At 66.9% G+C, this 21,422-nt stretch carries 20 protein-coding genes; 16 read left to right on the top strand and 4 right to left on the bottom strand.

What is annotated here, in order from left to right:
• Positions 1-72: 72 nt before the first annotated feature.
• Positions 73-1,755 (bottom strand): hypothetical protein, encoded by a 1,683-nt coding sequence (locus ACPPVQ_RS10055; protein ID WP_426521129.1) that lies wholly within the window; start codon positions 1,753-1,755, stop codon positions 73-75.
• Positions 1,756-1,898: 143 nt separating this feature from the next.
• Between ACPPVQ_RS10055 and ACPPVQ_RS10060 the strand changes: the two genes are divergently transcribed.
• Positions 1,899-3,122: an amidohydrolase gene (locus tag ACPPVQ_RS10060; RefSeq protein ID WP_426521131.1), complete on the top strand. Its 1,224-nt coding sequence runs from the start codon at positions 1,899-1,901 to the stop codon at positions 3,120-3,122.
• Between the two features lie 78 nt (positions 3,123-3,200).
• Complete coding sequence (gene lepA / locus ACPPVQ_RS10065; protein ID WP_426521133.1) at positions 3,201-5,051, top strand: translation elongation factor 4; 1,851 nt, start codon at positions 3,201-3,203, stop codon at positions 5,049-5,051.
• A gap of 20 nt (positions 5,052-5,071) precedes the next feature.
• Here the strand turns inward: lepA and ACPPVQ_RS10070 are convergent, their stop codons facing one another.
• Positions 5,072-6,181 (bottom strand): hypothetical protein, encoded by a 1,110-nt coding sequence (locus ACPPVQ_RS10070; RefSeq protein WP_426521135.1) that lies wholly within the window; start codon positions 6,179-6,181, stop codon positions 5,072-5,074.
• Between the two features lie 141 nt (positions 6,182-6,322).
• Here ACPPVQ_RS10070 and ACPPVQ_RS10075 point away from each other — a divergent pair, with 141 nt between their 5' ends.
• Complete coding sequence (locus ACPPVQ_RS10075; RefSeq protein ID WP_426521137.1) at positions 6,323-6,970, top strand: DUF1990 family protein; 648 nt, start codon at positions 6,323-6,325, stop codon at positions 6,968-6,970.
• A gap of 3 nt (positions 6,971-6,973) precedes the next feature.
• Positions 6,974-8,203, top strand: coding sequence for a radical SAM family heme chaperone HemW (gene hemW, locus ACPPVQ_RS10080; RefSeq protein WP_426521139.1), 1,230 nt, complete (start codon positions 6,974-6,976; stop codon positions 8,201-8,203).
• Here hemW and ACPPVQ_RS10085 read toward each other — a convergent pair.
• Both ACPPVQ_RS10085 and ACPPVQ_RS10090 read right to left on the bottom strand, forming a co-directional pair.
• Positions 8,200-8,574, bottom strand: a complete 375-nt coding sequence (locus ACPPVQ_RS10085; RefSeq protein ID WP_426521141.1) for a DUF4870 domain-containing protein — start codon at positions 8,572-8,574, stop codon at positions 8,200-8,202. The genes hemW and ACPPVQ_RS10085 overlap by 4 nt on opposite strands.
• Entirely contained in the window at positions 8,574-9,125 is a 552-nt protein-coding gene (locus tag ACPPVQ_RS10090; RefSeq protein WP_426521143.1) for a DUF4870 domain-containing protein, read from the bottom strand. Before ACPPVQ_RS10090 ends, ACPPVQ_RS10085 begins: the two co-directional genes overlap by 1 nt.
• 212 nt (positions 9,126-9,337) lie before the next feature.
• Here ACPPVQ_RS10090 and hrcA point away from each other — a divergent pair, with 212 nt between their 5' ends.
• From hrcA to ACPPVQ_RS10150, 12 genes are all read left to right on the top strand, one after another.
• The gene (hrcA, locus tag ACPPVQ_RS10095; RefSeq protein WP_426521217.1) at positions 9,338-10,360 is read left to right on the top strand and encodes a heat-inducible transcriptional repressor HrcA; all 1,023 of its coding nucleotides are present in this window, start codon (positions 9,338-9,340) and stop codon (positions 10,358-10,360) included.
• Between the two features lie 26 nt (positions 10,361-10,386).
• The gene (gene dnaJ, locus ACPPVQ_RS10100; RefSeq protein WP_426521145.1) at positions 10,387-11,490 is read left to right on the top strand and encodes a molecular chaperone DnaJ; all 1,104 of its coding nucleotides are present in this window, start codon (positions 10,387-10,389) and stop codon (positions 11,488-11,490) included.
• Positions 11,491-11,497: 7 nt separating this feature from the next.
• Complete coding sequence (locus ACPPVQ_RS10105) at positions 11,498-12,226, top strand: 16S rRNA (uracil(1498)-N(3))-methyltransferase (RefSeq protein WP_426521147.1); 729 nt, start codon at positions 11,498-11,500, stop codon at positions 12,224-12,226.
• A 38-nt stretch (positions 12,227-12,264) separates the two neighbouring features.
• Positions 12,265-12,618: a histidine triad nucleotide-binding protein gene (locus ACPPVQ_RS10110; protein ID WP_426521149.1), complete on the top strand. Its 354-nt coding sequence runs from the start codon at positions 12,265-12,267 to the stop codon at positions 12,616-12,618.
• A gap of 58 nt (positions 12,619-12,676) precedes the next feature.
• Positions 12,677-13,687 (top strand): PhoH family protein, encoded by a 1,011-nt coding sequence (locus ACPPVQ_RS10115; protein ID WP_426521219.1) that lies wholly within the window; start codon positions 12,677-12,679, stop codon positions 13,685-13,687.
• 9 nt (positions 13,688-13,696) lie between these two features.
• Complete coding sequence (gene ybeY, locus ACPPVQ_RS10120; protein WP_426521151.1) at positions 13,697-14,158, top strand: rRNA maturation RNase YbeY; 462 nt, start codon at positions 13,697-13,699, stop codon at positions 14,156-14,158.
• An 8-nt stretch (positions 14,159-14,166) separates the two neighbouring features.
• Positions 14,167-15,465, top strand: a complete 1,299-nt coding sequence (locus ACPPVQ_RS10125) for a hemolysin family protein (RefSeq protein ID WP_426521153.1) — start codon at positions 14,167-14,169, stop codon at positions 15,463-15,465.
• Complete coding sequence (gene era / locus ACPPVQ_RS10130; protein WP_426514980.1) at positions 15,462-16,352, top strand: GTPase Era; 891 nt, start codon at positions 15,462-15,464, stop codon at positions 16,350-16,352. Before ACPPVQ_RS10125 ends, era begins: the two co-directional genes overlap by 4 nt.
• Before the next feature lie 33 nt (positions 16,353-16,385).
• On the top strand, positions 16,386-18,257 hold the full coding sequence (locus tag ACPPVQ_RS10135; protein WP_426514981.1) for a histidine kinase: 1,872 nt from the start codon (positions 16,386-16,388) through the stop codon (positions 18,255-18,257).
• Positions 18,254-18,937, top strand: a complete 684-nt coding sequence (locus tag ACPPVQ_RS10140; RefSeq protein ID WP_426514982.1) for a response regulator — start codon at positions 18,254-18,256, stop codon at positions 18,935-18,937. The genes ACPPVQ_RS10135 and ACPPVQ_RS10140 overlap by 4 nt, the downstream gene beginning before the upstream one ends.
• A 65-nt stretch (positions 18,938-19,002) precedes the next feature.
• Positions 19,003-19,764: an ABC transporter ATP-binding protein gene (locus ACPPVQ_RS10145; RefSeq protein ID WP_426514983.1), complete on the top strand. Its 762-nt coding sequence runs from the start codon at positions 19,003-19,005 to the stop codon at positions 19,762-19,764.
• Positions 19,761-21,173, top strand: a complete 1,413-nt coding sequence (locus ACPPVQ_RS10150; RefSeq protein ID WP_426514984.1) for an FtsX-like permease family protein — start codon at positions 19,761-19,763, stop codon at positions 21,171-21,173. The genes ACPPVQ_RS10145 and ACPPVQ_RS10150 overlap by 4 nt, the downstream gene beginning before the upstream one ends.
• Positions 21,174-21,422: the final 249 nt, after the last annotated feature.

Here is a 21,422-nt window from a genome sequence, read left to right on the forward strand (position 1 = left end):
CCATCACGCGCGCCCTCACGGACGTCTGGCCCTGCCGACGCAGGTCGGCAGGGCCAGACGGGTACCGGGTTTCTAGTGGTCGGCCCCCGTGCCCGTGCCCGGCGTGAACGACACGCCACGGAGGGCCTCGCCGCCGTGCGCCGTACGCAGGGTGGAGAAGTGCTCTCCCGCCACAGCTGAGGTGCTGGCGAGGTCATCCGTGATCGACACCAGCTTGTTGGGGTCTGCGCCTGTGTCCGTTGCGCCGCTGACGGTGGAGGTGATGCCGTAGATCGTCACCGTACCGTCGCGGTGAACGGTTCCCGTGAGGTTGCGCAGGCCGTCGGTCGCCGGTGCCCACGGAAGTCCCGTTGCGGGGTTGTTTCCGGCGGGGTATCCCGCGACCTGGTACGGCGTTCCGAGATCGAGACCTGCGGCCAGCGTGTATGCGAGCTTCCAGGTGCCGTTGACGAGCGTCCACTTCTGCAGGCCCGCCGTCGGCTGCGCGGCGGCCGCGGTGTAGATGCCCCCACCATAGGTCGCGGTGCCGTTGCCCTCATCCGTGACGTAGAGCGTGTTCGCATTGGCGAACCAGACGCCGAAGGGGAAGGAGGTGCTCGACTTGAGAGCAGTGGGGAATCCATTCAGGATGCACATGTTGTTGGTCAGCCCGCTGGCCTGGATCGTACTCGGGTCGTACGCGAGCGGGCTCGTCGGCAGCGCTGCTCCGGGCTGGGGAAGGCCAACACCGTTCGGGCACGCCTTACCGGTGGTGTCGATGAAGTAGACCGTGTTGACGCCGTTGCCGCCGCTTCCCTTGGTCAGGTAGACGACATCGTTGAAGATCGTCAGTCCGCGGAAGTTCGTGTCTTTGCCGACCTTGTCCGCCTTGTCGCCCAGCTGCGTGATGTTGAAGCTGCCGAGCGGGGTGGGCGCGCCAGGAACCTGAACGCCTTCCGGCGTGTGAGCCGGGGTGATGAACTGGGCGCCCGCACCGGCGATCACGCCGGCGGGCTGCGGGTTGCCGCCGTTTCCCGCATTGCCGGCCGTGTAGTAGAAACCGGCACCCGGGTTGTCGTTCAGAATCGCGGCCCTGCCGTTGTTGCCGCTGTAGGCGTTCGTCTTGGTGAACGTGAAGTGACCATCGGCGTCGAGCTGGGCAACAGCGCGGTAGTAGGACGTGCCGACCGGGTTCGTCGGGTCAGTGACTCCCGGAGTGTTCGAGTTGGACACGTCCAGCGCATTCGTGGGGGCGACGTAGCCCATGAAGGTCACGGATCGCCCGCTCGTGGAGAGGTTGAGCGCAAGTTCGGATTTCGACGGGAAGCTCGTGACCAGCCCGTTGGAGTCCGCGCCCCGGTTGTCCCTGACGGGGTCAGGCACGCTCAGTGTGCTCACCTGCTGCCCGCTGGGGGTGAGCTGGTCGAGGAAGATGGGCGAGGACACGCCGAAGCTGGGGTCGACGGCCTCGTTGTTCCAGACGCCGGGGTAGCTTCCGTCGTTGGTCGCGGTGACGCAGGCCGTCGTGCACCCTGCCGGCAACAGGGTTGTTCCCGGCGTGATGATGTCTGCCCCTGCGACGTACTCGGTACGGCTCACCAGCAGGTTTCCGGGCACCAGATGGTGGTCCGCGTCATGCGCAGTAGCGGGAAGTGCGCCCGCAACGGCTGTCGCGACTGTCGCACCGAAGACGAGGGATGTGACGAGGGCGCGACGTGCCGTGCGATTGGTTCTTCCGATCGGAGTGCCGCGATGCATGGATGTGCCAGCTTTCATAGTGGTTCCCTTCGACGGTGATTGACGTATGTAAACGAATCGCTGCGCTGCGAACTCCGTTCGCCGGACCGGGTAACGCAGTGTGAATGGTCGGTGAACCTCTGGGATGCGTGCGCCGAAACGCGTCGGCGTAGGCTCGACCCATGAAGACAGCCCCCGCATCCGTCGCTATCGTCAACGCCTACCTCGTGCCGGTCGCCGGCGATCCGGTCGACGGGGGAACGGTTCTCATCGAGTCCGGCCGGATCACCGCCGTCGGCCGTGACGTCGCCGTCCCCGCCGACATCGACGTCGTCGACGCCAGCGGAAAATGGGTGCTTCCCGGTTTCGTCGAGGCGCACGGGCATGTCGGCATCGACGAGGAGGCCAATGGCCCGGCCGGTGACGACACCAACGAGATGACCGCGCCGAACACCGCGGCCGTGCGGGCCATCGACGCGATCAACATCGATGACGAGGGCTTCCGTGACGCACTCGCCGGCGGCATCACGTCCGTCGTCGTGAAACCCGGCTCGGGCAACCCCATCGGCGGCCAGACGGTCGCCATCAAGACGTGGGGCGGCCGCACCATCGACGAGCAGGTGATCAGTGACGCGGTGAGCGTTAAGTCCGCGCTCGGAGAGAACCCCAAGCGTGTCTACGGCGCCAAGGACAAGACGCCGAGCACCCGGCTCGGTGTCGCCCTGATCATCCGCCAGGCATTCGTCGAGGCGCAGGACTACATCGCCGCGCGTGATGCTGCGCTCGAAGCCGGGAATCCGTATACGCGCGACCTCGCGAAGGAGACGATCGCGCGGGTGCTCGAGGGAGAGCTGGCATGGGACCAGCACACGCACCGTCACGATGACATCGCCACGGCCATCCGGCTGGCCGACGAGTTCGGCTACCGGCTGGTCATCAACCACGGTACGGAGGGTCACAAGCTAGCCGATGTGCTCGCCGAGCGCGATATCCCGGTGATCTTCGGCCCGCTGTTCACGTCGCGCTCCAAGGTGGAGCTGCGAGACCGTGCCATCCGCAATCTCGCCACGCTCGCGGCCGCAGGCGTGCGGGTCGCGATCACGACCGACCACCCTGTCGTGCCGATCAACTTCCTCGTGCACCAGGCGTCGCTCGCGGTGAAGGAAGGACTGCCGCGCGACATCGCGCTGCAGGCACTGACCGTGAACCCGGCGTCGTTCATGCGGATCGACGACCGGGTGGGCGCACTGACGCCAGGACTCGACGGAGACGTCGTCGTGTGGTCCGGCGACCCGCTCGACGTGAACAGCCGTGCGGAGCGCGTCTTCATCGAAGGTGCCGAGGTGTACCGGTGGGCGGATGGCCGTGGCCACGTCGTCGAACGCTCCGAGCGCTTCGAGGCCTGACGCAGCATCCGCCGCCTGACCGCGGTCGTCCGGGGTGCGTCGTGCGACCGGGCCGCGGCATGGGAGAATTGGCCCACAATGTCACCACGAGCTCTGAAGGCCCTCGAGCCCGCCGCGACCGATCCGGCGTCCATCCGCAATTTCTGCATCATCGCCCACATCGACCACGGCAAGTCGACGCTGGCCGATCGGATGCTGCAGATCACCGGTGTCGTCAGTGACCGCGATATGCGCGCCCAGTACCTGGATCGCATGGACATCGAGCGTGAGCGCGGCATCACGATCAAGAGCCAGGCGGTGCGGATGCCGTGGCAGGTCGACGCCGGCACGTATGCCCTGAACATGATCGACACGCCCGGCCACGTCGACTTCACCTACGAAGTGTCCCGTTCGCTGGCCGCTTGCGAAGGCGCCATCCTTCTGGTCGACGCGGCCCAGGGCATCGAGGCCCAGACGCTCGCGAACCTGTACCTTGCGCTCGAGAACGACCTGACCATCATCCCGGTGCTCAACAAGATCGACCTGCCGGCGGCCGACCCCGAGAAGTACGCGGCCGAACTCGCGTCCCTCATCGGCGGAAAACCGGAGGACGTCCTGCGTGTTTCGGGCAAGACGGGGATGGGCGTCGAAGAACTCCTCGACCGCGTCGTCGAGCTCATCCCCGCCCCGGTCGGCGATGCGAAGGCTCCGGCCCGCGCGATGATCTTCGACTCCGTGTATGACAGCTACCGCGGCGTCGTGACGTACGTGCGAATGGTCGACGGGCAGCTGTCGCCGCGCGAGCGCATCCAGATGATGTCGACCCGGGCGACGCACGAGATCCTCGAGATCGGCGTGAGCTCACCGGAACCGACCCCCAGCAAGGGTCTCGGGGTCGGCGAGGTCGGCTACCTCATCACCGGTGTGAAAGACGTGCGCCAGTCGAAGGTCGGTGACACGATCACGACGGCGTCGAAGCCGGCGACGCAGGCGCTGCCCGGCTATACCGAGCCCAAGCCGATGGTCTTCTCGGGCCTGTATCCGATCGACGGCAGCGACTACCCGGAGCTGCGCGAAGCTCTGGACAAGCTGAAACTGTCTGATGCGGCCCTCGTCTATGAGCCCGAGACCTCGGTTGCGCTCGGCTTCGGTTTCCGCTGTGGGTTCCTGGGACTCCTGCACCTCGAGATCGTCACCGAACGCCTCGAACGCGAGTTCGGCCTCGACCTCATCACGACCGCGCCCAGCGTGATCTACGAAGTGACGACCGAAGACAAGAAGACGATCACCGTCACCAACCCGAGCGAGTTCCCCGGCGGCAAGATCGCCAAGGTGGAGGAGCCGATGGTGAAAGCGGCGATCCTGGCGCCCAAGGACTACGTCGGCGTCATCATGGAGCTCTGCCAGAGCCGGCGCGGGTCGCTGCTCGGCATGGACTATCTCGGTGAGGACCGGGTCGAGATCCGTTACACGATGCCGCTCGGCGAAATCGTGTTCGACTTCTTCGACCAGCTCAAGAGCAGGACTGCCGGTTACGCATCCCTCGACTACGAGCCGGCCGGCGAGCAGGAGGCCGACCTCGTCAAGGTGGACATCCTGCTGCAGGGCGAGCAGGTCGACGCGTTCAGCGCGATCGTGCACCGTGACAAGGCCTACGCCTACGGCGTGCTGATGACCGGGCGCCTGCGCGAGCTGATCCCGCGCCAGCAGTTCGAGGTGCCGATCCAGGCCGCGATCGGTGCGCGCATCATCGCCCGTGAGAGTATCCGTGCGATGCGCAAGGACGTTCTCGCCAAGTGCTACGGCGGCGACATCACCCGCAAGCGCAAGCTCCTCGAGAAGCAGAAAGAGGGCAAGAAGCGCATGAAGATGGTGGGCCGGGTCGAGGTTCCCCAGGAGGCGTTCATCGCTGCGCTCTCGGGCGACGTCGAGAAGAAGGACAAGAAGTAGGTCGCTGCGCGACCGGGCGGTCAACCGGCCGCGACGGCAGCAAGGATCGCGTGGCGTTCCGCTGGCGAGGTCTGGCCCGTCACTGTCACCAGCGCATGGTCGACAAAGCCTTCGGTCCAGCACTGTGACTTCTCGAAGGCGACGCAGCTGTCGCGGGCGTTGAGGACACCCGGAATGCTGGCGGCGACCGGTGCGGTCGCATCCGAGGTGTAAACCAGCGGCCCCATGATTTCTGCACCGGGGAGCACGGTGACGTCCGCCGCACTGTTGCTGCAGGAGAAGGCACCCGACTGGTCGACCCCAGCCCTGAACAGCGGGTCGTAGGCGTCCGTGAAGTCGAGTGTCTGCTTTTCGAGCGTGCTGGTGGCCGACGGCTCAATCGTGCGTATCGCACTGACGATGGTTGAGCAGTCGGCGAGCGCCTGCCAGTGCGATGAGGCCTGCTTCTGAGCAGAGACGAGTGTTCCGGCAGCGATCACGTCGGCGATCGACGCGCGGATGACCGACTCCAGTTGTGCCCTGATCTCCGGGGCCGTCGCAGCAGACACCTGGGATGGCGTTACCTCTGCGGCTATCCAGGTCGTGCCCGAAAGCGTCTCGATCTCGCAGGATTGCCCGTCACCGTTCTTGCATCCGCCGTAGGACCGGTCGCCTTCGTCGAGTCCGTCGAAGGATGCGATGTCGTATTTCTGCGCGCTCCTGTAGCCATCAAACGCGGCGGACCCGGAAGGGAGCACTGCGACGCCCAGATAGTAATTCTGAGCATCCGACCACGCGCAGTTGAAATAGCCTGCCTGGAGGCCCGCCAGCACTGTCGTCGAAGACGGCGGATAGACGGCCGTCATGAACTCCGCACGGGTGTTCGGTGCTGCTCCTGCGAATGGCGGCGCGATCGAATAGCCGCGCGAAGGCTGGAGGACGAGCTTCGGGTCGATCGAGCTGATGGTCGATGCAGGCACCATGGACGCGCACGTGGGGTATGTCTCGACCGGGGTTGGCGTCGAGGAAGGAACCGGAGCGGCGGCGGCCGCGACGGTGTGCGCTGGTGTTGCTGGTTGTGTGCATCCGCTCAGCAGGAGCGCGACGGCCAGCGCACTACACGCGCCGAGCGCGCCCACTCGTTTCGTCATCGTGTTCCTTTGATCTGGTGACCCAACGCTAGTGGAGCCGATCGACGGGCCACAGTCGCGTTCCACCCCCCAAAGGGGGGAGAGCGCGCGGACAACGGGCCGACGCGCGCCACGTGCCCGAGACTCTCGTAAAGTTGACGCATGCGCCGCTCCACGTTCACCGACCAGCCCGTCACGTACGGCGCGGTGGGCGGAACGCAGGCTCCCGACCTCCTCTATTACCCGCCGAAGGGCTACCGCCCGTTGATCCGCGAGGCGCGGCTCGGCAGCGGCGAGGAGCGGTTCCAGACGGCGGCCGCCTCGCTCATGACCTGGGGCGTGCAGCGGGGGAGCGGCATCACGGTCACGGATGCTCGCGAGGGCACCGGCGTGCAGTATGAGGGCGTGATCTTCAACCCTGACGGCAGCCCGGCCAAGCTGCAGGAGCACCGCCAGTCGGAGGCGATCTTCGCCGAGGACGGCTCGCCGTACATCGTCAATGGGATGACCGCCGTCCTGAAGATCCCGTTCTGGCCGATCCACGTGTCGGCGCCCGTGCGCGTCGTGTACTTGATCGACGAGCAGGACCGGGTCGGTTTCGCCTACGGGACTCTGCACGGCCATCCGGAGAGCGGCGAGGAGGCCTTCATCGTCGAGCAGCGCGACGATGGCTCTGTCTGGTTCGTCGTGCGCGCACTGTCGCGCCCGGCGAACGGTTTCTACCGCGCGACGTATCCTGTCCTCCGTCTCGTCCAGCGGCATTACACGAACAAGTACTTGCGCTCGCTCCTGCCGGCCAGGGCGGCCTAGCGGATGCCAAGCGCACTTCCGCTCGGCGACCCGGCGCCGATCGACGGCCTGCTGCCCGCCTCGGCCTCCGTGGGCGCCGCATCCCGCAACTTCGGTGTCTACCTGCACGTCCCCTTCTGTCGCGTGCGTTGCGGATACTGCGACTTCAACACGTACACCGCGACGGAGCTGCGCGGCGTCTCCCAGAGCGATTACGCGGGTCATGCGGTCCACGAGGTCGCGTTCGCCCGCCGCGCGCTCGATGAAAGCGGCATCCCTTCGCGCCCCGTCTCGACCGTGTTCTTCGGCGGCGGCACCCCGACGTTGCTCCCGTCGACCGATCTCACATCCATGCTGCACGCGGTGCGCGATGCCTGGGGCCTCGAACCGGATGCGGAGATCACGACCGAGGCGAACCCGGATTCGGTCGACGCCGATTATCTGCGCCGTCTCGCGGACGGCGGCTTCACGCGGGTGTCGTTCGGGATGCAGTCCGCGGTTCCGCACGTGCTGGCCACTCTTGAGCGCACCCATGACCCCGATCGCGTCCCGCTCGTGGTCGAGTGGGCGCGTGACGCCGGGCTGCAGGTCAGCCTCGACCTCATCTACGGAACGCCGGGGGAGTCCCTCGACGACTGGGAACGCTCACTCGACTCCGCGATCGCCTGCAGTCCAGACCATCTCTCCGCCTATGCACTGATCGTTGAGCCCGGCACGAAGCTCGCGCGACAGATCCGGTCGGGTGTCGTGAGCGAGCCCGACGACGACCTCGAGGCCGACATGTACGAGACGGCGGATGCCCGACTCACTGCGGCCGGCTACGGCTGGTACGAGGTGAGCAACTGGGCCACGGATGACGCCCACCGGTCCCGGCACAACCTGGCGTACTGGCAGGGCCACGACTGGTGGGGCGTCGGTCCGGGGGCGCACAGCCATGTCGGCGGCGTGCGCTGGTGGAACGTGAAGCACCCCGCCGCCTACGCGGGACGGATCGCAGCGGATGAGTCGCCCGCGGCTGGCCGCGAGACTCTCGATGCCGAGACGAGGCGTGTCGAGCGCATCCTGCTGCTCACGCGCATCCGTGACGGACTTGCGACCGGCGAGCTCGACGCCGACGGACGCCGCGAAGTCGCCGGCCTCATCGCGGACGAGCTCATCGACGCGAAAGCCGCCCTGCGCGGATCAGTGGAACTGACCCTGCGAGGGCGGCTTCTCGCCGATGCGGTCGTGCGCCGGCTTCTCGCGTCGAGCTAGCTGACGAAACGGATCGCGAGTGGGTAGATGTAGGGCTGCCCGGCGTTCGCCTTCACCGCCGCGATGATGCTGAAGACGATGTTCACCACCCAGACGGCGAGCAGGATGAGCAGGCCGATACCCACCACGCTCAGGACCCAGCCGACGACGTAGGCGATGGCGAGTGTGATCTGGAAGTTCAGGGCGGTCGCGGTGTGCTCGCGCACGAACGGCCCGCGGTCCTTGAGGATCAGGTAGCCGATCAGCGCGGGGATGAAGCCGAAGAAGATGCCGCCGATGTGGACGAGCGTCGCCCAGAGCCGCTCGTCGGCAGGACTCATCTGCGGCACAGGCTGGTAGGGCTGGGCGGGCGGGGGTGTTGAGTCAGACATCACTTGATGAATCGGAAGTTGAACGGATACCGGTATGCGCCGCCGCCGTTGACCCGCACGAAGCCGAGGATCGAGAACACAAGGTTCACGATGTACAGGATCCAGGGGATCAGCAGCGAGAAGACGAACGCGATCGGCCACGCCGGGGTCGCGAACAGGATCGAGCCGAGGATCACGGAGACGAGCCAGACGAGAATCCAGGTGATCTGCCAGTTCAGGGCTTCTTTCGACTCTTGGCGGGTGAGCGCGCCGCGGTCCTTGAAGACCAGGAAGATGATGAGCGACGGCAGGAACCAGAGGATCCCGCCGAGGTGCGCGAACGATGCCCACTGCTTGTCTTCGGCGGCGGTGAGCGGTGCGCCCGGCGCGGGCGCCGCATACGGCTGCTGGGGCGGCACGCCGGGCTGCGGTGGAACGCTCGAGTACGGCTGCTGGGGCGGAACGGCCGAGTACGGCTGCTGCGGGGGGACCGGCTGCTGCGGCGGCACGGGCTGCTGGGGCGGGACGCCGGACGCCGCCGGGTCGACGGGCGGCTGGTTGGGGTCGGTCATGATCGGTACCTTTCATTCCACTGGAACTACGGACCTGCTCGGTGGGCGCGTGCACCTCTCGATGTGATCGATCCGGGCGATCGTGCGAACTCATGCATAAGTTATCGCTGTGAAACTAGCGGGTGCAATGATTCGATGGCGTGTCGAGGCGATATGATTAGCACTCAAGCTAAACGAGTGCTAATAGATCGGTGTCAGGAGGCGACGAGAAGATGGTGTCGGATCGGAGCCTCGAGGTTCTCCGCGTGATCGTGCAGGACTACGTGGCCTCCCGCGAGCCTGTCGGCTCGAAGAGCATCGTCGAGCGCCACGCTTTCGGTGTGTCGGCGGCGACGATCCGAAACGACATGGCGGCGCTCGAAGACGAAGAGCTGATCGTCGCGCCGCACACGTCTTCCGGCCGCGTTCCGACCGACAAGGGCTACCGCGTCTTCGTCGACCAGCTCGCCGATCTCAAGCCGCTCAGCCACGCCCAGCGCCAGGCGATCGAAGTCTTCCTCGGGCAGTCCGTCGACCTCGACGATGTGCTCGCACGTACCGTGCGTCTCCTCTCGCAACTCACCCACCAGGTCGCTCTGGTCCAGTATCCGTCGGTCTCCCGTTCCCGCATCCGGCACATCGAGTTCGTCACGCTCGCGCCGCAGCGGCTGCTGAGCGTGCTGATCACCGACTCGGGTGCGGTCGAGCAGCGTGTCATCGAGGTGCCGCAGGATCTGGACGACCAGCGGATCGCGCAGGTTCGGTCGGCCGTGAACGCCGCGACCGCAGGGCTCACGCTCGGCGAGGCGGCAGCGCGCCTGCGCACCCTCGCCGAAGATGCGGGGGAGTCGGAGCACGACATGATCACGCCGGTCGCCCGCACGCTCGTCGAGCAGATCGAGGCCAACCGCCAGGACAAGCTCCTCATGGCGGGCGCGGCGAATCTCGTGCGCACCGAGCACGACTTCACCGGAAGCATCTACCCCGTGCTCGAAGCGATCGAGGAGCAGGTCATCCTGCTTCGTCTGTTCGGCGAGATGGCGACCGACCAGCACGGCGTCTCCGTCTCCATCGGCCGTGAGAACGCGCCGTTCGGCCTTTCCGAGACGAGTGTGCTGACGAGCGGCTACACGTCGTCGTCCTCCGGGATCGCCCGCCTGGGCGTCCTCGGCCCGACACGCATGGACTACTCGAACAACATGGCGGCCGTTCGCGCCGTCGCCCGATACCTCTCCCGGCTGCTCGGCGAGAACTAGCAATCGACAGTTAAGGAACTGCCTACGTGGCTGACCACTACGAAGTACTCGGCGTCGACCGCGACGCCACCCCCGACGAGATCAAGAAGGCATACCGCCGTCTGGCCCGTGAACTCCACCCCGATGTGAACCCGAGCGCGGAAGCGTCGGAGCGGTTCAAGCTCGTCACCCACGCCTACGATGTGCTGAGCGACCCCCAGCAGCGCGAGCAATACGATCTCGGGCCACAGGCGGGCTTCCCGGGTGGCGCCGGTTTCGGCAACTTCGGCGACATCTTCGAGACGTTCTTCGGCGGTGGCGGAGGCGGACGCGGCCCAAAGTCCCGCCGCGAGCGCGGCCAGGATGCGCTGCTGCGCGTCGAGGTCGAACTCGACGAGGTCATCTTCGGCACCCATCGCGACCTCGAGGTGGACACGGCGATCGTCTGCGAGACCTGCAACGGTTCGTGCTGCCAGCCGGGCACCGCGCCGGTCACCTGCGACATCTGCCACGGAACCGGCAGCATCCAGCGCTCCGTCCGCTCGCTGCTCGGCAACGTGATGACTTCGAGCCCGTGCGGCACCTGCCGCGGCTTCGGCACGGTCATCGTCACCCCCTGTGTCACCTGCCAGGGCCAGGGCCGGGTTCGCGCCCGCCGCACCGTACCGGTGGACATCCCTGCCGGGGTCGACACGGGCCTGCGCCTGCAGATGCCGGGAAGCGGAGAGGCCGGCCCCGCCGGCGGCCCCAACGGCGACCTGTACCTCGAGATCAAGGTGAAGCACCACGACGTCTTCAGCCGCGACGGCGACGACCTGCTCTGCACACTCGAAGTGGCGATGACGGATGCGATCCTCGGCACCCACGCGAAGGTCAGGGCTCTCGACGGCGACATCGAGGTCGAACTGAAGGCCGGTGTCCAGAGCGCGGACATCATCACGGTGAAGGATCGCGGCATCACCCACCTCCGCGGCAGCGGACGCGGTGACCTCCGCGTCGGCATCCAGGTCGTCACCCCGACCAAGCTCGACCACAAGGAGCGGGAGCTGATCAAGCAGTTCGCGTCGACGCACAAGCAGGAGGCGCCGACCCTGGCGCGGTTCCAGCAGGGGCTCTTCGCGAAGCTGCGCGACCGTTTCCTCAACGTCTGAGCAGCCCATGAGTTCCCTCTACCTGCGTGAGGATCTCGTCGCTACGATCGTCGGCCAGCGGCTGTCGATCGTCGGCCCCGAGGCGAAACACGCGGCGACGGTCAACCGCACGCGGCCGGGCGAGGTGGTGGCGATCGGGAACGGGCGGGGACTGGTGGCGACCGGGCCGGTCGTCGCGGCCACGCCATCCGAACTGACGATCGAGGTCGAAGCCGTCGAGCACGTGCACCGTCCTTCTCCGCTGCTCACCCTCGCCCAGGCTCTCGCCAAGGGCGATCGCGACGAACTGGCGGTGCAGGCGTCGACGGAGCTCGGCATCGATGTGGTGATCCCGTGGGCCGCCGAAAGGTCGGTCTCCCGCTGGGACGGACCGAAGGTGGCGAAAGGTCGGGAACGCTGGGGCGCGATCGCACGGGAGGCGGCCAAGCAGTCCATCCGGCCGTGGGTACCCGAGGTGGGCGAGCTCCTGACGTCGAAGCAGCTCCCGGGGCTCGCGGGGGCGGTTCGGATGCTCGTCCTCGAGCCGACCGCTGAGACTCAGCTCACCGCCATCCGTCCCGACGGACGGGACATCGTCGTCGTCGTGGGGCCGGAGGGGGGTCTCTCCGACGGCGAGCTCACGCGCTTCGGCGACGCCGGGGCCGAGCTGGTGCGGCTCGGCGACACCGTGCTGCGAACGTCGACCGCGGGGCCGGCGGCGATCGCCGTGCTCAACGCCGCACTGGGGCGCTGGTGACCCTCCGATCGCACACGCAGAGCCCTTAAGATAGACCTATGGCAACGGACGAGAATTCGATCTTCACGCGCATCATCGCGGGCGAGATCCCGGCCGACGTGGTGTTCGACAACGAGCGCATCATCGCGTTCCGTGACATCGCGCCCAAGGCGCCGGTGCACCTGCTCGTCGTGCCCAAGACCGAGCTGTACCGAGACGTCGTCGAACTCGCCGCAGGCGACCCCGGGCTCCTCGCCGAGCTCGTCGCCACCGCGAACACCCTCGCAGAAGAGCACACCAACGGGGAATTCCGGCTGGTGTTCAACACCGGCGCGAGTGCCGGACAGACGATCTTCCACGTGCACGCACATGTGCTCGGCGGACAGCTCGAGGAAGGAACCCTTGCCCAGTAGCGACGTCCCGTCCCCCGAAGGCCAGGCCGAAGCGCGCCTGCACATCGACGGTGTCGCCATGGTGCGCCTTCTCGGTCCGCAGGACCGCTTGCTGACGACGATCGAACGGCAGTACCCGATGGTCAGCGTGCATGTGCGGGGCAACGAGATCACACTGTCGGGCGACCCGTCGCAGGTCGACGCCGCCCGCCGACTCATGGAGGAACTGCTTGTCATGGTGAAGAACGGCCAGGAGATCAGCCCGGCCGAGGTCACGAGCTCTGCCAAGATGCTGAGCACCGACCTCAATCTGAGCCCGGCGGATGTGCTGAGCCAGGCCATCCTCACGGCGCGCGGCAAGAGCATCCGGCCGAAGACGCTCGGCCAGAAGCAGTATGTCGACGCGATAGACCAGAACACGATCGTCTTCGGCATCGGCCCGGCCGGTACCGGCAAGACGTATCTCGCGATGGCGAAGGCGGTGCAGGCACTCCAGCGCAAAGAGGTCACCCGCATCATCCTGACCCGTCCGGCCGTCGAGGCCGGCGAACGCCTGGGCTACCTGCCGGGAACCCTCACCGACAAGATCGACCCGTACCTGCGCCCCCTCTACGACGCGCTCAACGAGATGATGGACCCGGAGCTGGTTCCGAAACTCCTGGCGGCGGGCACGATCGAGGTCGCTCCGCTGGCGTACATGCGTGGCCGCACGCTGAACGACTCGTTCATCATCCTCGACGAGGCGCAGAACACGACGCCTGAGCAGATGAAGATGTTCCTCACGCGCCTGGGGTTCGGTTCGCGCATGGTCGTGACCGGCGACATCACCCAGGTCGACCTTCCAGCCGGGGCCAGCGGCCTGCGGCTCGTGACCCGCGTACTGAAAGACATCGACGACATCCACTTCTCCCGACTCACCAGCGACGATGTCGTGCGGCACACCCTGGTGGGCCGCATCGTCGACGCCTACACCGTCTACGACGAGCAGAAGCAGGCGTTGCACTACGAACGCGAGCAGGCGGCCGAGTTCGCCAACCGTGCGGAGCGCCGTTCCGGCATTCCCCGTGACCGCCTTCCCAAGAGACGATAAGGGCCTTCCGTGAGCATCGAAGTCAACAACGAATCCGCGATCACGGTCGATGAAGCCGCGCTGCAGCGCCTTTCCGCATACGCGCTCGAGGCGATGCACGTGCATCCCGATGCGGAACTCGCGATCGTGCTCGTCGACGAGGCAGCCATGGAGCAGCTTCACGTGCAGTGGATGGACGAGCCGGGACCAACTGATGTGCTCAGCTTCCCGATGGATGAACTGCGCCCCGGCACCGAAGACCAGCCGACCCCGGCCGGCCTGCTCGGCGACATCGTGCTCTGCCCGCAGGTCGCCCAGGCCCAGGCGGAGACCGCAGGCCACAGCATGATGGAAGAGCTGCTGCTGCTCACGACGCACGGCATCCTGCACCTGCTCGGATTCGATCACGCGGAACCGGAGGAAGAGAAGGAGATGTTCGGCATCCAGCGCGACATCCTCGTCGGCTTCTCCATGCACGAACGACGACGATAGGGGGGCGGATGCTCGTCGCTGTCTTCTTCATCGTCGCCTTCCTGCTCGTGGCGTTCGGCGGTCTCATGGCTGCGGTCGACGCGGCGATCTCGGTGCAGTCGCGGGCGGACATCGTCGACCTGGCGGAGGGCTCCCGGTCCCGTCGTTCCCTGCTCGCGATCGCAGCGGACCCCGGCGCCCATTTCAACGCCATCAACTTCATGCGCATCATCGCCGAGACGACGGCGGCGGTGCTGGTGACGCTCGCCTTCGCGATGATCTTCGAGCAGTGGTGGCTGACCCTGCTGCTCGCCGCCCTCATCATGACGGGCGTTTCCTTCGTACTGGTGGGGGCGAGCCCCCGCAGCGTGGGGCGCGCGAACTCGAAGATGTTGCTGAGGCTGACGGCACCGCTGGTGCATTTCATCCGCGTGCTGCTCGGCCCGATCGCGAACGGCCTCGTCGCACTCGGCAACCGGGTGACACCGGGCCTGGCGCGGTCCGCGACCGTCGCTTCGGAGGAACAACTGCTCAGCATCGTGGACGAGGCGACCGAGCTGGATGTGCTCGAGGAGGACGACCGGGAGCTCATCCATTCGATCTTCGAGTTCAACGAGACGGTGGTGCGTGAGGTGATGATCCCGCGCACCGACATGGTCACTATCGACACCTCGGCGGGTCTCGGCAACGCGATGGGGCTCTTCCTCAGCAAGGGTGTCTCCCGGGTGCCGGTGATCGACGGCGACCCGGATGAGGTCGTCGGTGTTCTCTACCTGCGCGATGTCGCGAAACTCAGCTTCGAGAGCCCTTTGGGTGTGGACGAGGTCACCATGGGCGAGCTCGCACGCCCGGCGCTGTTCGTGCCCGAATCGAAGAAGGCCGACCAGCTGCTGCGCCAGATGCAGCTCGAATCGAATCACCTCGCGATGGTGGTCGACGAATACGGCGGCATCGCAGGTCTCGTCACGCTGGAGGACCTCATCGAGGAACTCGTCGGCGACATCTCCGACGAGTACGACCGTGAGGTGGAGCTCGTCGAGGAGGTCGGTGAGGGACGCTACAGGGTGAGCGCCCGGCTCCCGGTCGACGAACTCGGCGAACTGTTCGGTCTCGAGCTCGACGATGAAGACGTCGACACTGTCGGTGGCCTGTTCGCGAAGGCCCTCGGCCGGCTCCCCGGGCCGGGCTCCGTGGTCACGACGAGCGGCCTCCGCTTCACGGCCGATCGCACAGAGGGCCGCCGCAAGCGACTCAGCACCGTGCTCGTCGAACGTGACGCTGCACTGATCAACGCGCAGGATGCGCTCATGAAGGAGAACGAAACATGAACGATTACCATGCGGGATTCGTCTCCTTCGTCGGGCGCCCCAATGTCGGCAAGTCAACGCTCACCAACGCGCTCGTCGGTGAGAAGGTCGCGATCACCAGCTCTAAGCCGCAGACGACCCGTCGTGCGATCCGCGGAATCGTCCACCAGAAGAACGGCCAGCTGATCCTGGTCGACACCCCGGGCATCCACCGCCCTCGTACGCTGCTGGGCGAGCGCCTCAACTCGCTCGTGCAGTCGACCCTGGGCGACGTCGACGTGATCGGCATGTGCGTGCCGGCGAACGAGAAGATCGGGCCGGGCGACCGGTTCATCAACGAACATCTCGACGAGTATCCGCGGGCCAGGAAGGTCGCCATCGTCACGAAGATCGACACGACGAGCCGTACGACGACCGCCGAACAGCTCCTCGCGATCTCGGCATTGCGCGAGTGGGAGGCGATCGTTCCGATCTCGGCCACCAACCGCACCCAGCTCGACACGCTCGCCGACGAACTCATCCGGCTGCTTCCGGTGTCAGCGCCGCTCTACCCGGACGACGCGATCACCGACGAAGGCGTCGAGGACCGCATCGCCGAATACATCCGCGAGGCTGTTCTCGAAGGCGTCGACGACGAGCTGCCGCATTCGCTCGCCGTGACCATCGACGACATCGTCGAACGCGAAGACAAAGACCTCGTCGACGTGTACGCGAACCTGTTCGTCGAGCGCGACAGCCAGAAGGCGATCATCATCGGCAAGGGCGGCAGCCGCATCCGTGACATCGGCGCGCAGGCGCGCCCGGCGATCGAGAAGCTCCTCGGGCGGCACGTCTTCCTGTCGATCCGTGTCAAGGTCGCGAAGGACTGGCAGCGCGACCCGAAGCAGCTCGGTCGCCTCGGCTTCTGACAGTTCGTACATCTCGAGGATGAAATCGGCGCCATGACGGGGCCAATCGGGGGCAAGCGCGGCGCCAGCGCGGTCGCCGCGCCGTACGGTGGAGTCGTGCTTCACCGATTCGTCACGCTCCGCTGGGTGCTCGAGCCGGCGGTCGCCGTCGTCCTGCTCGCATGCTGGCTGCTCTTCGGGTCGGTGGCCGAGGTCCAGACTGCCGCCGCGGTCTCCTTCTTCTGCGGTGCTGTCGCGCTTTCGCGCATCGCGCCCGGCGTCGCACTCGGGCTGAGCTGGTGCGCTGCGGTCATCTCGCTCGTCGGGCCGTCCAACCTCGCCGCGCCGTTTGGCTGGATGGCGTACGCGGCGGTGTTGCTCACGCTCTTCGGCGTTGCAGCACACGGCAAGCCCGTCGTGCTGTGGCTTGCCCTCGCCAGTGCGCCGCTTCTCGGGTTCGCCGGAGCTGTCGCGCTCGGCAGGCAGGATCGGGTCGCTTTTCCGCATTTCGGCCCGTCGATCGGCGGCTTCTACGCGAGCGACGGTGTCGCACTCCTCCTCACGTGGCTCGTGCTCGCCGCCGGCCTCTGCATCGGGTGGCTCGTCGGCTACTTAGTGGCACGGCAGCGGGCGAGCGAGCAGACGGCCGGTGCATCGGTACTGGTCTGGCTGGCTCAGTCCGGCGGTGCGCCCGTTGACGAGCCGGGCCAGGAGTCCGGGATGCTGGTGCGCCGCCTCACCACACGGCAACTGGTCACCGACGTGGCGATCGCGGTCGTCTTCGCGCTCGGGTGCGCAGTCACCGGGGGGAGCGCCCGAGCCTGGATCCTCGTCACCGTCGGTTTCACCATCGCGGTCGCGCTGCGCCGCATGTCGCCGGCGATCGCGCTGGCCGTGGCCTGGTTTGCGGCGATCGTGCAGATGACGTCAGGTCTCGGTGTCGAGTTCAGCGACGTCGGCGTGCTCATCGTCCTCTACGCGACCGCCGCCTACGGTGACCGCGTCGTACGCTGGGCGGGCCTCGTCTCCGCCGGAGTGGGCGCGGTGGTCGCTGCGCTCTACCTCTCGGTGAGCGCGGCCCTCCAGACCGGCTATTTCAATCTGGTCTCCGGCCGGATCGCAGCTCTCGCACTCCAGTTCGCCTTCCTGTTCGTCGTCTCGGCGACGGTGCTCGGGCTGTCCTGGGTGCTCGGCCTCCTGATGCGCACCTGGCGCTCCGCCCTCGCGAGCAGGCGGGCCCAGGCCGAAGCCGAGGTCGAGCGACTGCGGGCGCAGGAGGATGTGGTCGTCGAGCAGGAGCGCACCAGGATCGCGCGCGACATGCACGACGTGGTAGCCCACTCGCTCGCTGTCGTCATAGCGCAGGCAGATGGTGCGCGATACGCCCGCGCGACAGACCCCGATGCTGTCGACGACGCCCTGACGACCATCGCGGCCACGGCGCGGGAGGCTCTCGGCGACGTGCGGCTGCTCCTCGGCGAGCTGCGCCACGCGGAGGGGGAGGGCCCGCAGCCGACTCTTGCCGACCTGGACCGCCTCGTCGACCAGCTTCGCGCCGCAGGCCTGCCCATCGAGCTGCACCGGACGGGCGACGATGTGCCGCTGGGTTCGGCTCACCAGATCGCCGTCTATCGGATCGTCCAGGAGGCGCTCACGAATGCCCTGCGGCACGGCGACACCACGAGGACCGCTACCGTCGACCTCGTCGGCGAACCGAATGGAGTGACCATCACCGTGACGAATGCGCTCAGCGAAGACATGCCCGCCGACGGTCAGGCACAACGCATCGGCCACGGTCTGCCGGGCATGCGGGAGCGCGCGGTGCTCTCCGGCGGATGGCTGAGCGCCGAGCCGCGCGGCGACCGATTCGTGGTCACGGCTTTCCTGCCCGTGCCTGCGGCCGTGCGACAGGGAGGGGGCGCATGAGCGGGGAGCGCATCCGCGTGGCGCTCGTCGACGACCAGGCGCTCTTCCGGGCGGGCATCCGCATGCTGGTGTCGTCGCAGCCCGACCTGGCGTTCGCGGGTGAGGCTGCGAACGGGCGAGAGGGTGTCTCTCTGGTGCGGGAGGCGCGCCCTGACGTCGTGCTCATGGACATCAGGATGCCCGTGATGGATGGCATCGCCTCCACGACCGCGATCATCGAAGCTGCCGAACAGGAGGTTTTCCCGCCGCCCCGGATCATCGTGCTCACCACGTTCGACCTCGACGAAGCCGCAGCCCGCGCCATCCGCGGCGGCGCGAGCGGTTTCGTACTGAAAGATGCGGAGCCGGAGTTCCTGCTCGCGGCCATCCGTACGGTGCACGCCGGCAGCGCTGTGATCGCTGCGGGCGCGACACGCGAGCTCTTCCAGTTCTTCTCGACTTCCCGGCCGGAGAAACGCAGGCCGGAGGCTTACGGGTCTTTGACCGCCCGGGAACGCGAGATCTTCCTCCTCGCCGCCCGGGGCCTGAGCAATTCCGAGATCGCATCATCCGAGTACCTGAGCGAGGCGACCGTGAAGACCCACATCAGCCGCATCCTCGGAAAGCTCGGCCTCCGCGACCGCGTGCAGCTCGTCGTCTTCGCGTTCGAGAACGACCTGACCTCCTGGGAATCATCCTGACGATGTAGCCGGTGTCGGCCCTGCGCCCGATTCGGGCGGTCTATGCGCATGCGTAGCGTCGGATCATGGACATCGACAACTCGGAAACCGGACTGGTCGCGCGCGTCGCGAACGCCACCAAATCGTACGGAGCAGGCGCGGGAAGCGTGCATGCCCTCGACGACGTCTCGATCGGAATCAGGGCCGGACAGTTCACCGCGATCATGGGTCCGAGCGGGTCCGGCAAGTCGACACTGATGCACGTGATGGCCGGGCTCGACACGGTAAGCGCCGGTCGGGTCTGGCTCGGTGAGACCGAGATCACGGCTCTGGGGGATGCGCAACTCACCGTACTGCGCCGGCGTCGCGTCGGATTCGTGTTCCAGTCGTTCAACCTCGTGCCGACTCTCGACGTGTCCGGCAACATCCTGCTTCCGTTCGAGCTCGACGGCCGAAAGCCGACCGCTGAAGAACGGGGATGGATCGACCATCTGATCGAATCACTCGGCCTCGGCAACCGGCTCAGCCACCGGCCGCACGAACTCTCAGGCGGCCAGCAGCAGCGCGTCGCCATCGCGCGTGCCCTCGGCACCCGCCCCGACCTGATCTTCGCCGACGAGCCGACCGGAAACCTCGACTCCCGCACCGGTCGGGAGGTGCTCGCCCTGCTCGCTGCCGCCAGCGTCAGCTACGGGCAGAGCATTGCGATGGTCACCCACGATCCCATCGCCGCGAGCTATGCAGACCGGATCATCTTCCTCGCCGACGGGAGGGTCGCGCACGAACGCCCGCGGTCGACGCCCGAAGAGATCTCGAGCTACATGCTCGGTATGGAGCAGCGGGCATGACCGGCGCCATCGCGGCCGTGCGTTCGAACGCGCGCGAGCACAGGGCGAGCATCCTGGTCTCCGGGCTGAGCTCCGCGTTCGGGGTGGCGCTGCTCGCGGCGACCGGCGTGCTCGCGACGTACGTTTCGCAGAGCCGGGTCGGCGGGCATGGTTCCGTGCAGCTTGCGCTGTCGATCGTCGCCGGCGTGTTCATCGTGATCGCTGTCTATGTCGGGGCGATCGTGACGACCAACACTTTCGCGACAATCGTCGCAGGCCGCACGCGCACCATCGCGCTTCTGCGGCTCATCGGTTCGAGCTCGCGCGACCAGCGCAAGGCGGTGGCGGGCGAAGGGTTCGTCGTGGGGGTGGTCGGTGCCGTCGGGGGTGCGATCATCGGTGTCACCCTGACGATCGTCGCCGTGCGCATCTTCGTCACGCTCGGCACGCTTCCCGACATCGCATATCCGCTCCGCGAACCCGCGTACCTTCTGCCGGTGGTCGTCGTCGTGCTGACGACGTGGCTGGCGTCGTGGGTCGGAAGCCGTCGGGTGCTCTCCGTCACCCCGATCCAGGCGATCGGCGCTGCGCAGGAGCCGACCGGTGACGAGATTCGCCGGCGACCTGTTCGCAATGGGGTGGCTTTCGCCCTGATCGGCATCGGCGTCGTGCTGCTCGCAGGCGGCGTCGCTCTCGGCCTCGTCACCCCGGTCGGCGTACTGGTCGGGCTCGTGGGCGGCGTGCTCTCGTTCACCGGCATCGTGCTCGCCGCCCACCTCTTCATGCCTTCGGTCCTGCGTGGTGTCGGCCTTCTTTTCGGCCGCTCCGCCCCGGCGCGACTCGCTGCAGCGAACGCTGTGCGCAACCCGGAGCGGAGCACGCGCACGACGATCGGTCTGGTGATCGGCGTGACCCTCATCACGATGTTCGTCGTGGCGGCGTCGTCATACCAGCACATGATCGCGCTGGCCCAGCAGAACAATCCGGAGCTGTTTCAGGGCGTCGACAGCGTCATCTCGGTGACGATGGTCGTCTTCTCCGTACTTATCGGCTTCTCCGCGGTGATCGCTGCGATCGGCGTCGTCAACAACCTGTCGCTCAGCGTTCTCCAGCGCACCCGCGAGCTCGGCCTGCTGCGCGCGCTCGGGTTCAGCGCGGGCCAGGTGCGCACGCTGATCCTCTCTGAGAGCGCGCAGCTGACGATCGCAGCCGTGCTCTCCGGGCTCGTGCTGGGAACGGTGTACGGCTGGGCGGGCGCCCAGGCGTTGCTCGGGTCTCTTCCCGGCGCCGGATTCGTAGCCCCGGTCGTGCCGTGGAGCCTCCTGGTCATCGCCGCCGTCGCGGCCGCAGGGCTAGCAATCGTCGCGTCGGCCGCTCCGACGCGACGCGCGACCGGGGTGTCGCCGGTCGTCGCACTCGCGGTCGACTGAAGACTTTCTCAGACTCCTGACGGGGCCGGGCGCAGGGGGTGCGCCTGGCCCCGTTCAGGTTCGATAAGCGGCTGAAATCGAAGGTCTCGCGCACAAAATCAGCGTTTTCGACCGCAGATTCTTCTGCAACTGTTCTCATTTGCTCCCAGTTGCCTGAGCGCGCCTTATGGAGGGGCCTTCCATCAGCTGGACGACACATAATAGGTGCGCACTTCAACGAAAGGATGAGGGTTGGGCCTGCACTGGATC

It is taken from the genome of Leifsonia sp. McL0618, from assembly GCF_049994905.1.
Taxonomy (GTDB): domain Bacteria; phylum Actinomycetota; class Actinomycetes; order Actinomycetales; family Microbacteriaceae; genus Diaminobutyricibacter.

Bases quoted from the DNA above. Each gene is read 5' to 3' on its own strand.
- ACPPVQ_RS10110 (WP_426521149.1), top strand. From the start codon at position 12,265: ATGGCAACGGACGAGAATTCGATCTTCACGCGCATCATCGCGGGCGAG.
- ACPPVQ_RS10115 (WP_426521219.1), top strand. From the start codon at position 12,677: ATGGTGCGCCTTCTCGGTCCGCAGGACCGCTTGCTGACGACGATCGAA.
- hrcA (WP_426521217.1), top strand. From the start codon at position 9,338: ATGGTGTCGGATCGGAGCCTCGAGGTTCTCCGCGTGATCGTGCAGGAC.
- ACPPVQ_RS10075 (WP_426521137.1), top strand. From the start codon at position 6,323: ATGCGCCGCTCCACGTTCACCGACCAGCCCGTCACGTACGGCGCGGTG.
- ACPPVQ_RS10105 (WP_426521147.1), top strand. From the start codon at position 11,498: ATGAGTTCCCTCTACCTGCGTGAGGATCTCGTCGCTACGATCGTCGGC.
- ACPPVQ_RS10090 (WP_426521143.1), bottom strand. From the start codon at position 9,125: ATGACCGACCCCAACCAGCCGCCCGTCGACCCGGCGGCGTCCGGCGTC.
- ACPPVQ_RS10085 (WP_426521141.1), bottom strand. From the start codon at position 8,574: ATGTCTGACTCAACACCCCCGCCCGCCCAGCCCTACCAGCCTGTGCCG.
- ACPPVQ_RS10125 (WP_426521153.1), top strand. From the start codon at position 14,167: ATGCTCGTCGCTGTCTTCTTCATCGTCGCCTTCCTGCTCGTGGCGTTC.
- hemW (WP_426521139.1), top strand. From the start codon at position 6,974: ATGCCAAGCGCACTTCCGCTCGGCGACCCGGCGCCGATCGACGGCCTG.
- ACPPVQ_RS10060 (WP_426521131.1), top strand. From the start codon at position 1,899: ATGAAGACAGCCCCCGCATCCGTCGCTATCGTCAACGCCTACCTCGTG.
- ACPPVQ_RS10070 (WP_426521135.1), bottom strand. From the start codon at position 6,181: ATGACGAAACGAGTGGGCGCGCTCGGCGCGTGTAGTGCGCTGGCCGTC.
- ACPPVQ_RS10140 (WP_426514982.1), top strand. From the start codon at position 18,254: ATGAGCGGGGAGCGCATCCGCGTGGCGCTCGTCGACGACCAGGCGCTC.
- era (WP_426514980.1), top strand. From the start codon at position 15,462: ATGAACGATTACCATGCGGGATTCGTCTCCTTCGTCGGGCGCCCCAAT.
- ACPPVQ_RS10145 (WP_426514983.1), top strand. From the start codon at position 19,003: ATGGACATCGACAACTCGGAAACCGGACTGGTCGCGCGCGTCGCGAAC.
- ACPPVQ_RS10055 (WP_426521129.1), bottom strand. From the start codon at position 1,755: ATGAAAGCTGGCACATCCATGCATCGCGGCACTCCGATCGGAAGAACC.
- lepA (WP_426521133.1), top strand. From the start codon at position 3,201: ATGTCACCACGAGCTCTGAAGGCCCTCGAGCCCGCCGCGACCGATCCG.
- ACPPVQ_RS10150 (WP_426514984.1), top strand. From the start codon at position 19,761: ATGACCGGCGCCATCGCGGCCGTGCGTTCGAACGCGCGCGAGCACAGG.
- ACPPVQ_RS10135 (WP_426514981.1), top strand. From the start codon at position 16,386: ATGACGGGGCCAATCGGGGGCAAGCGCGGCGCCAGCGCGGTCGCCGCG.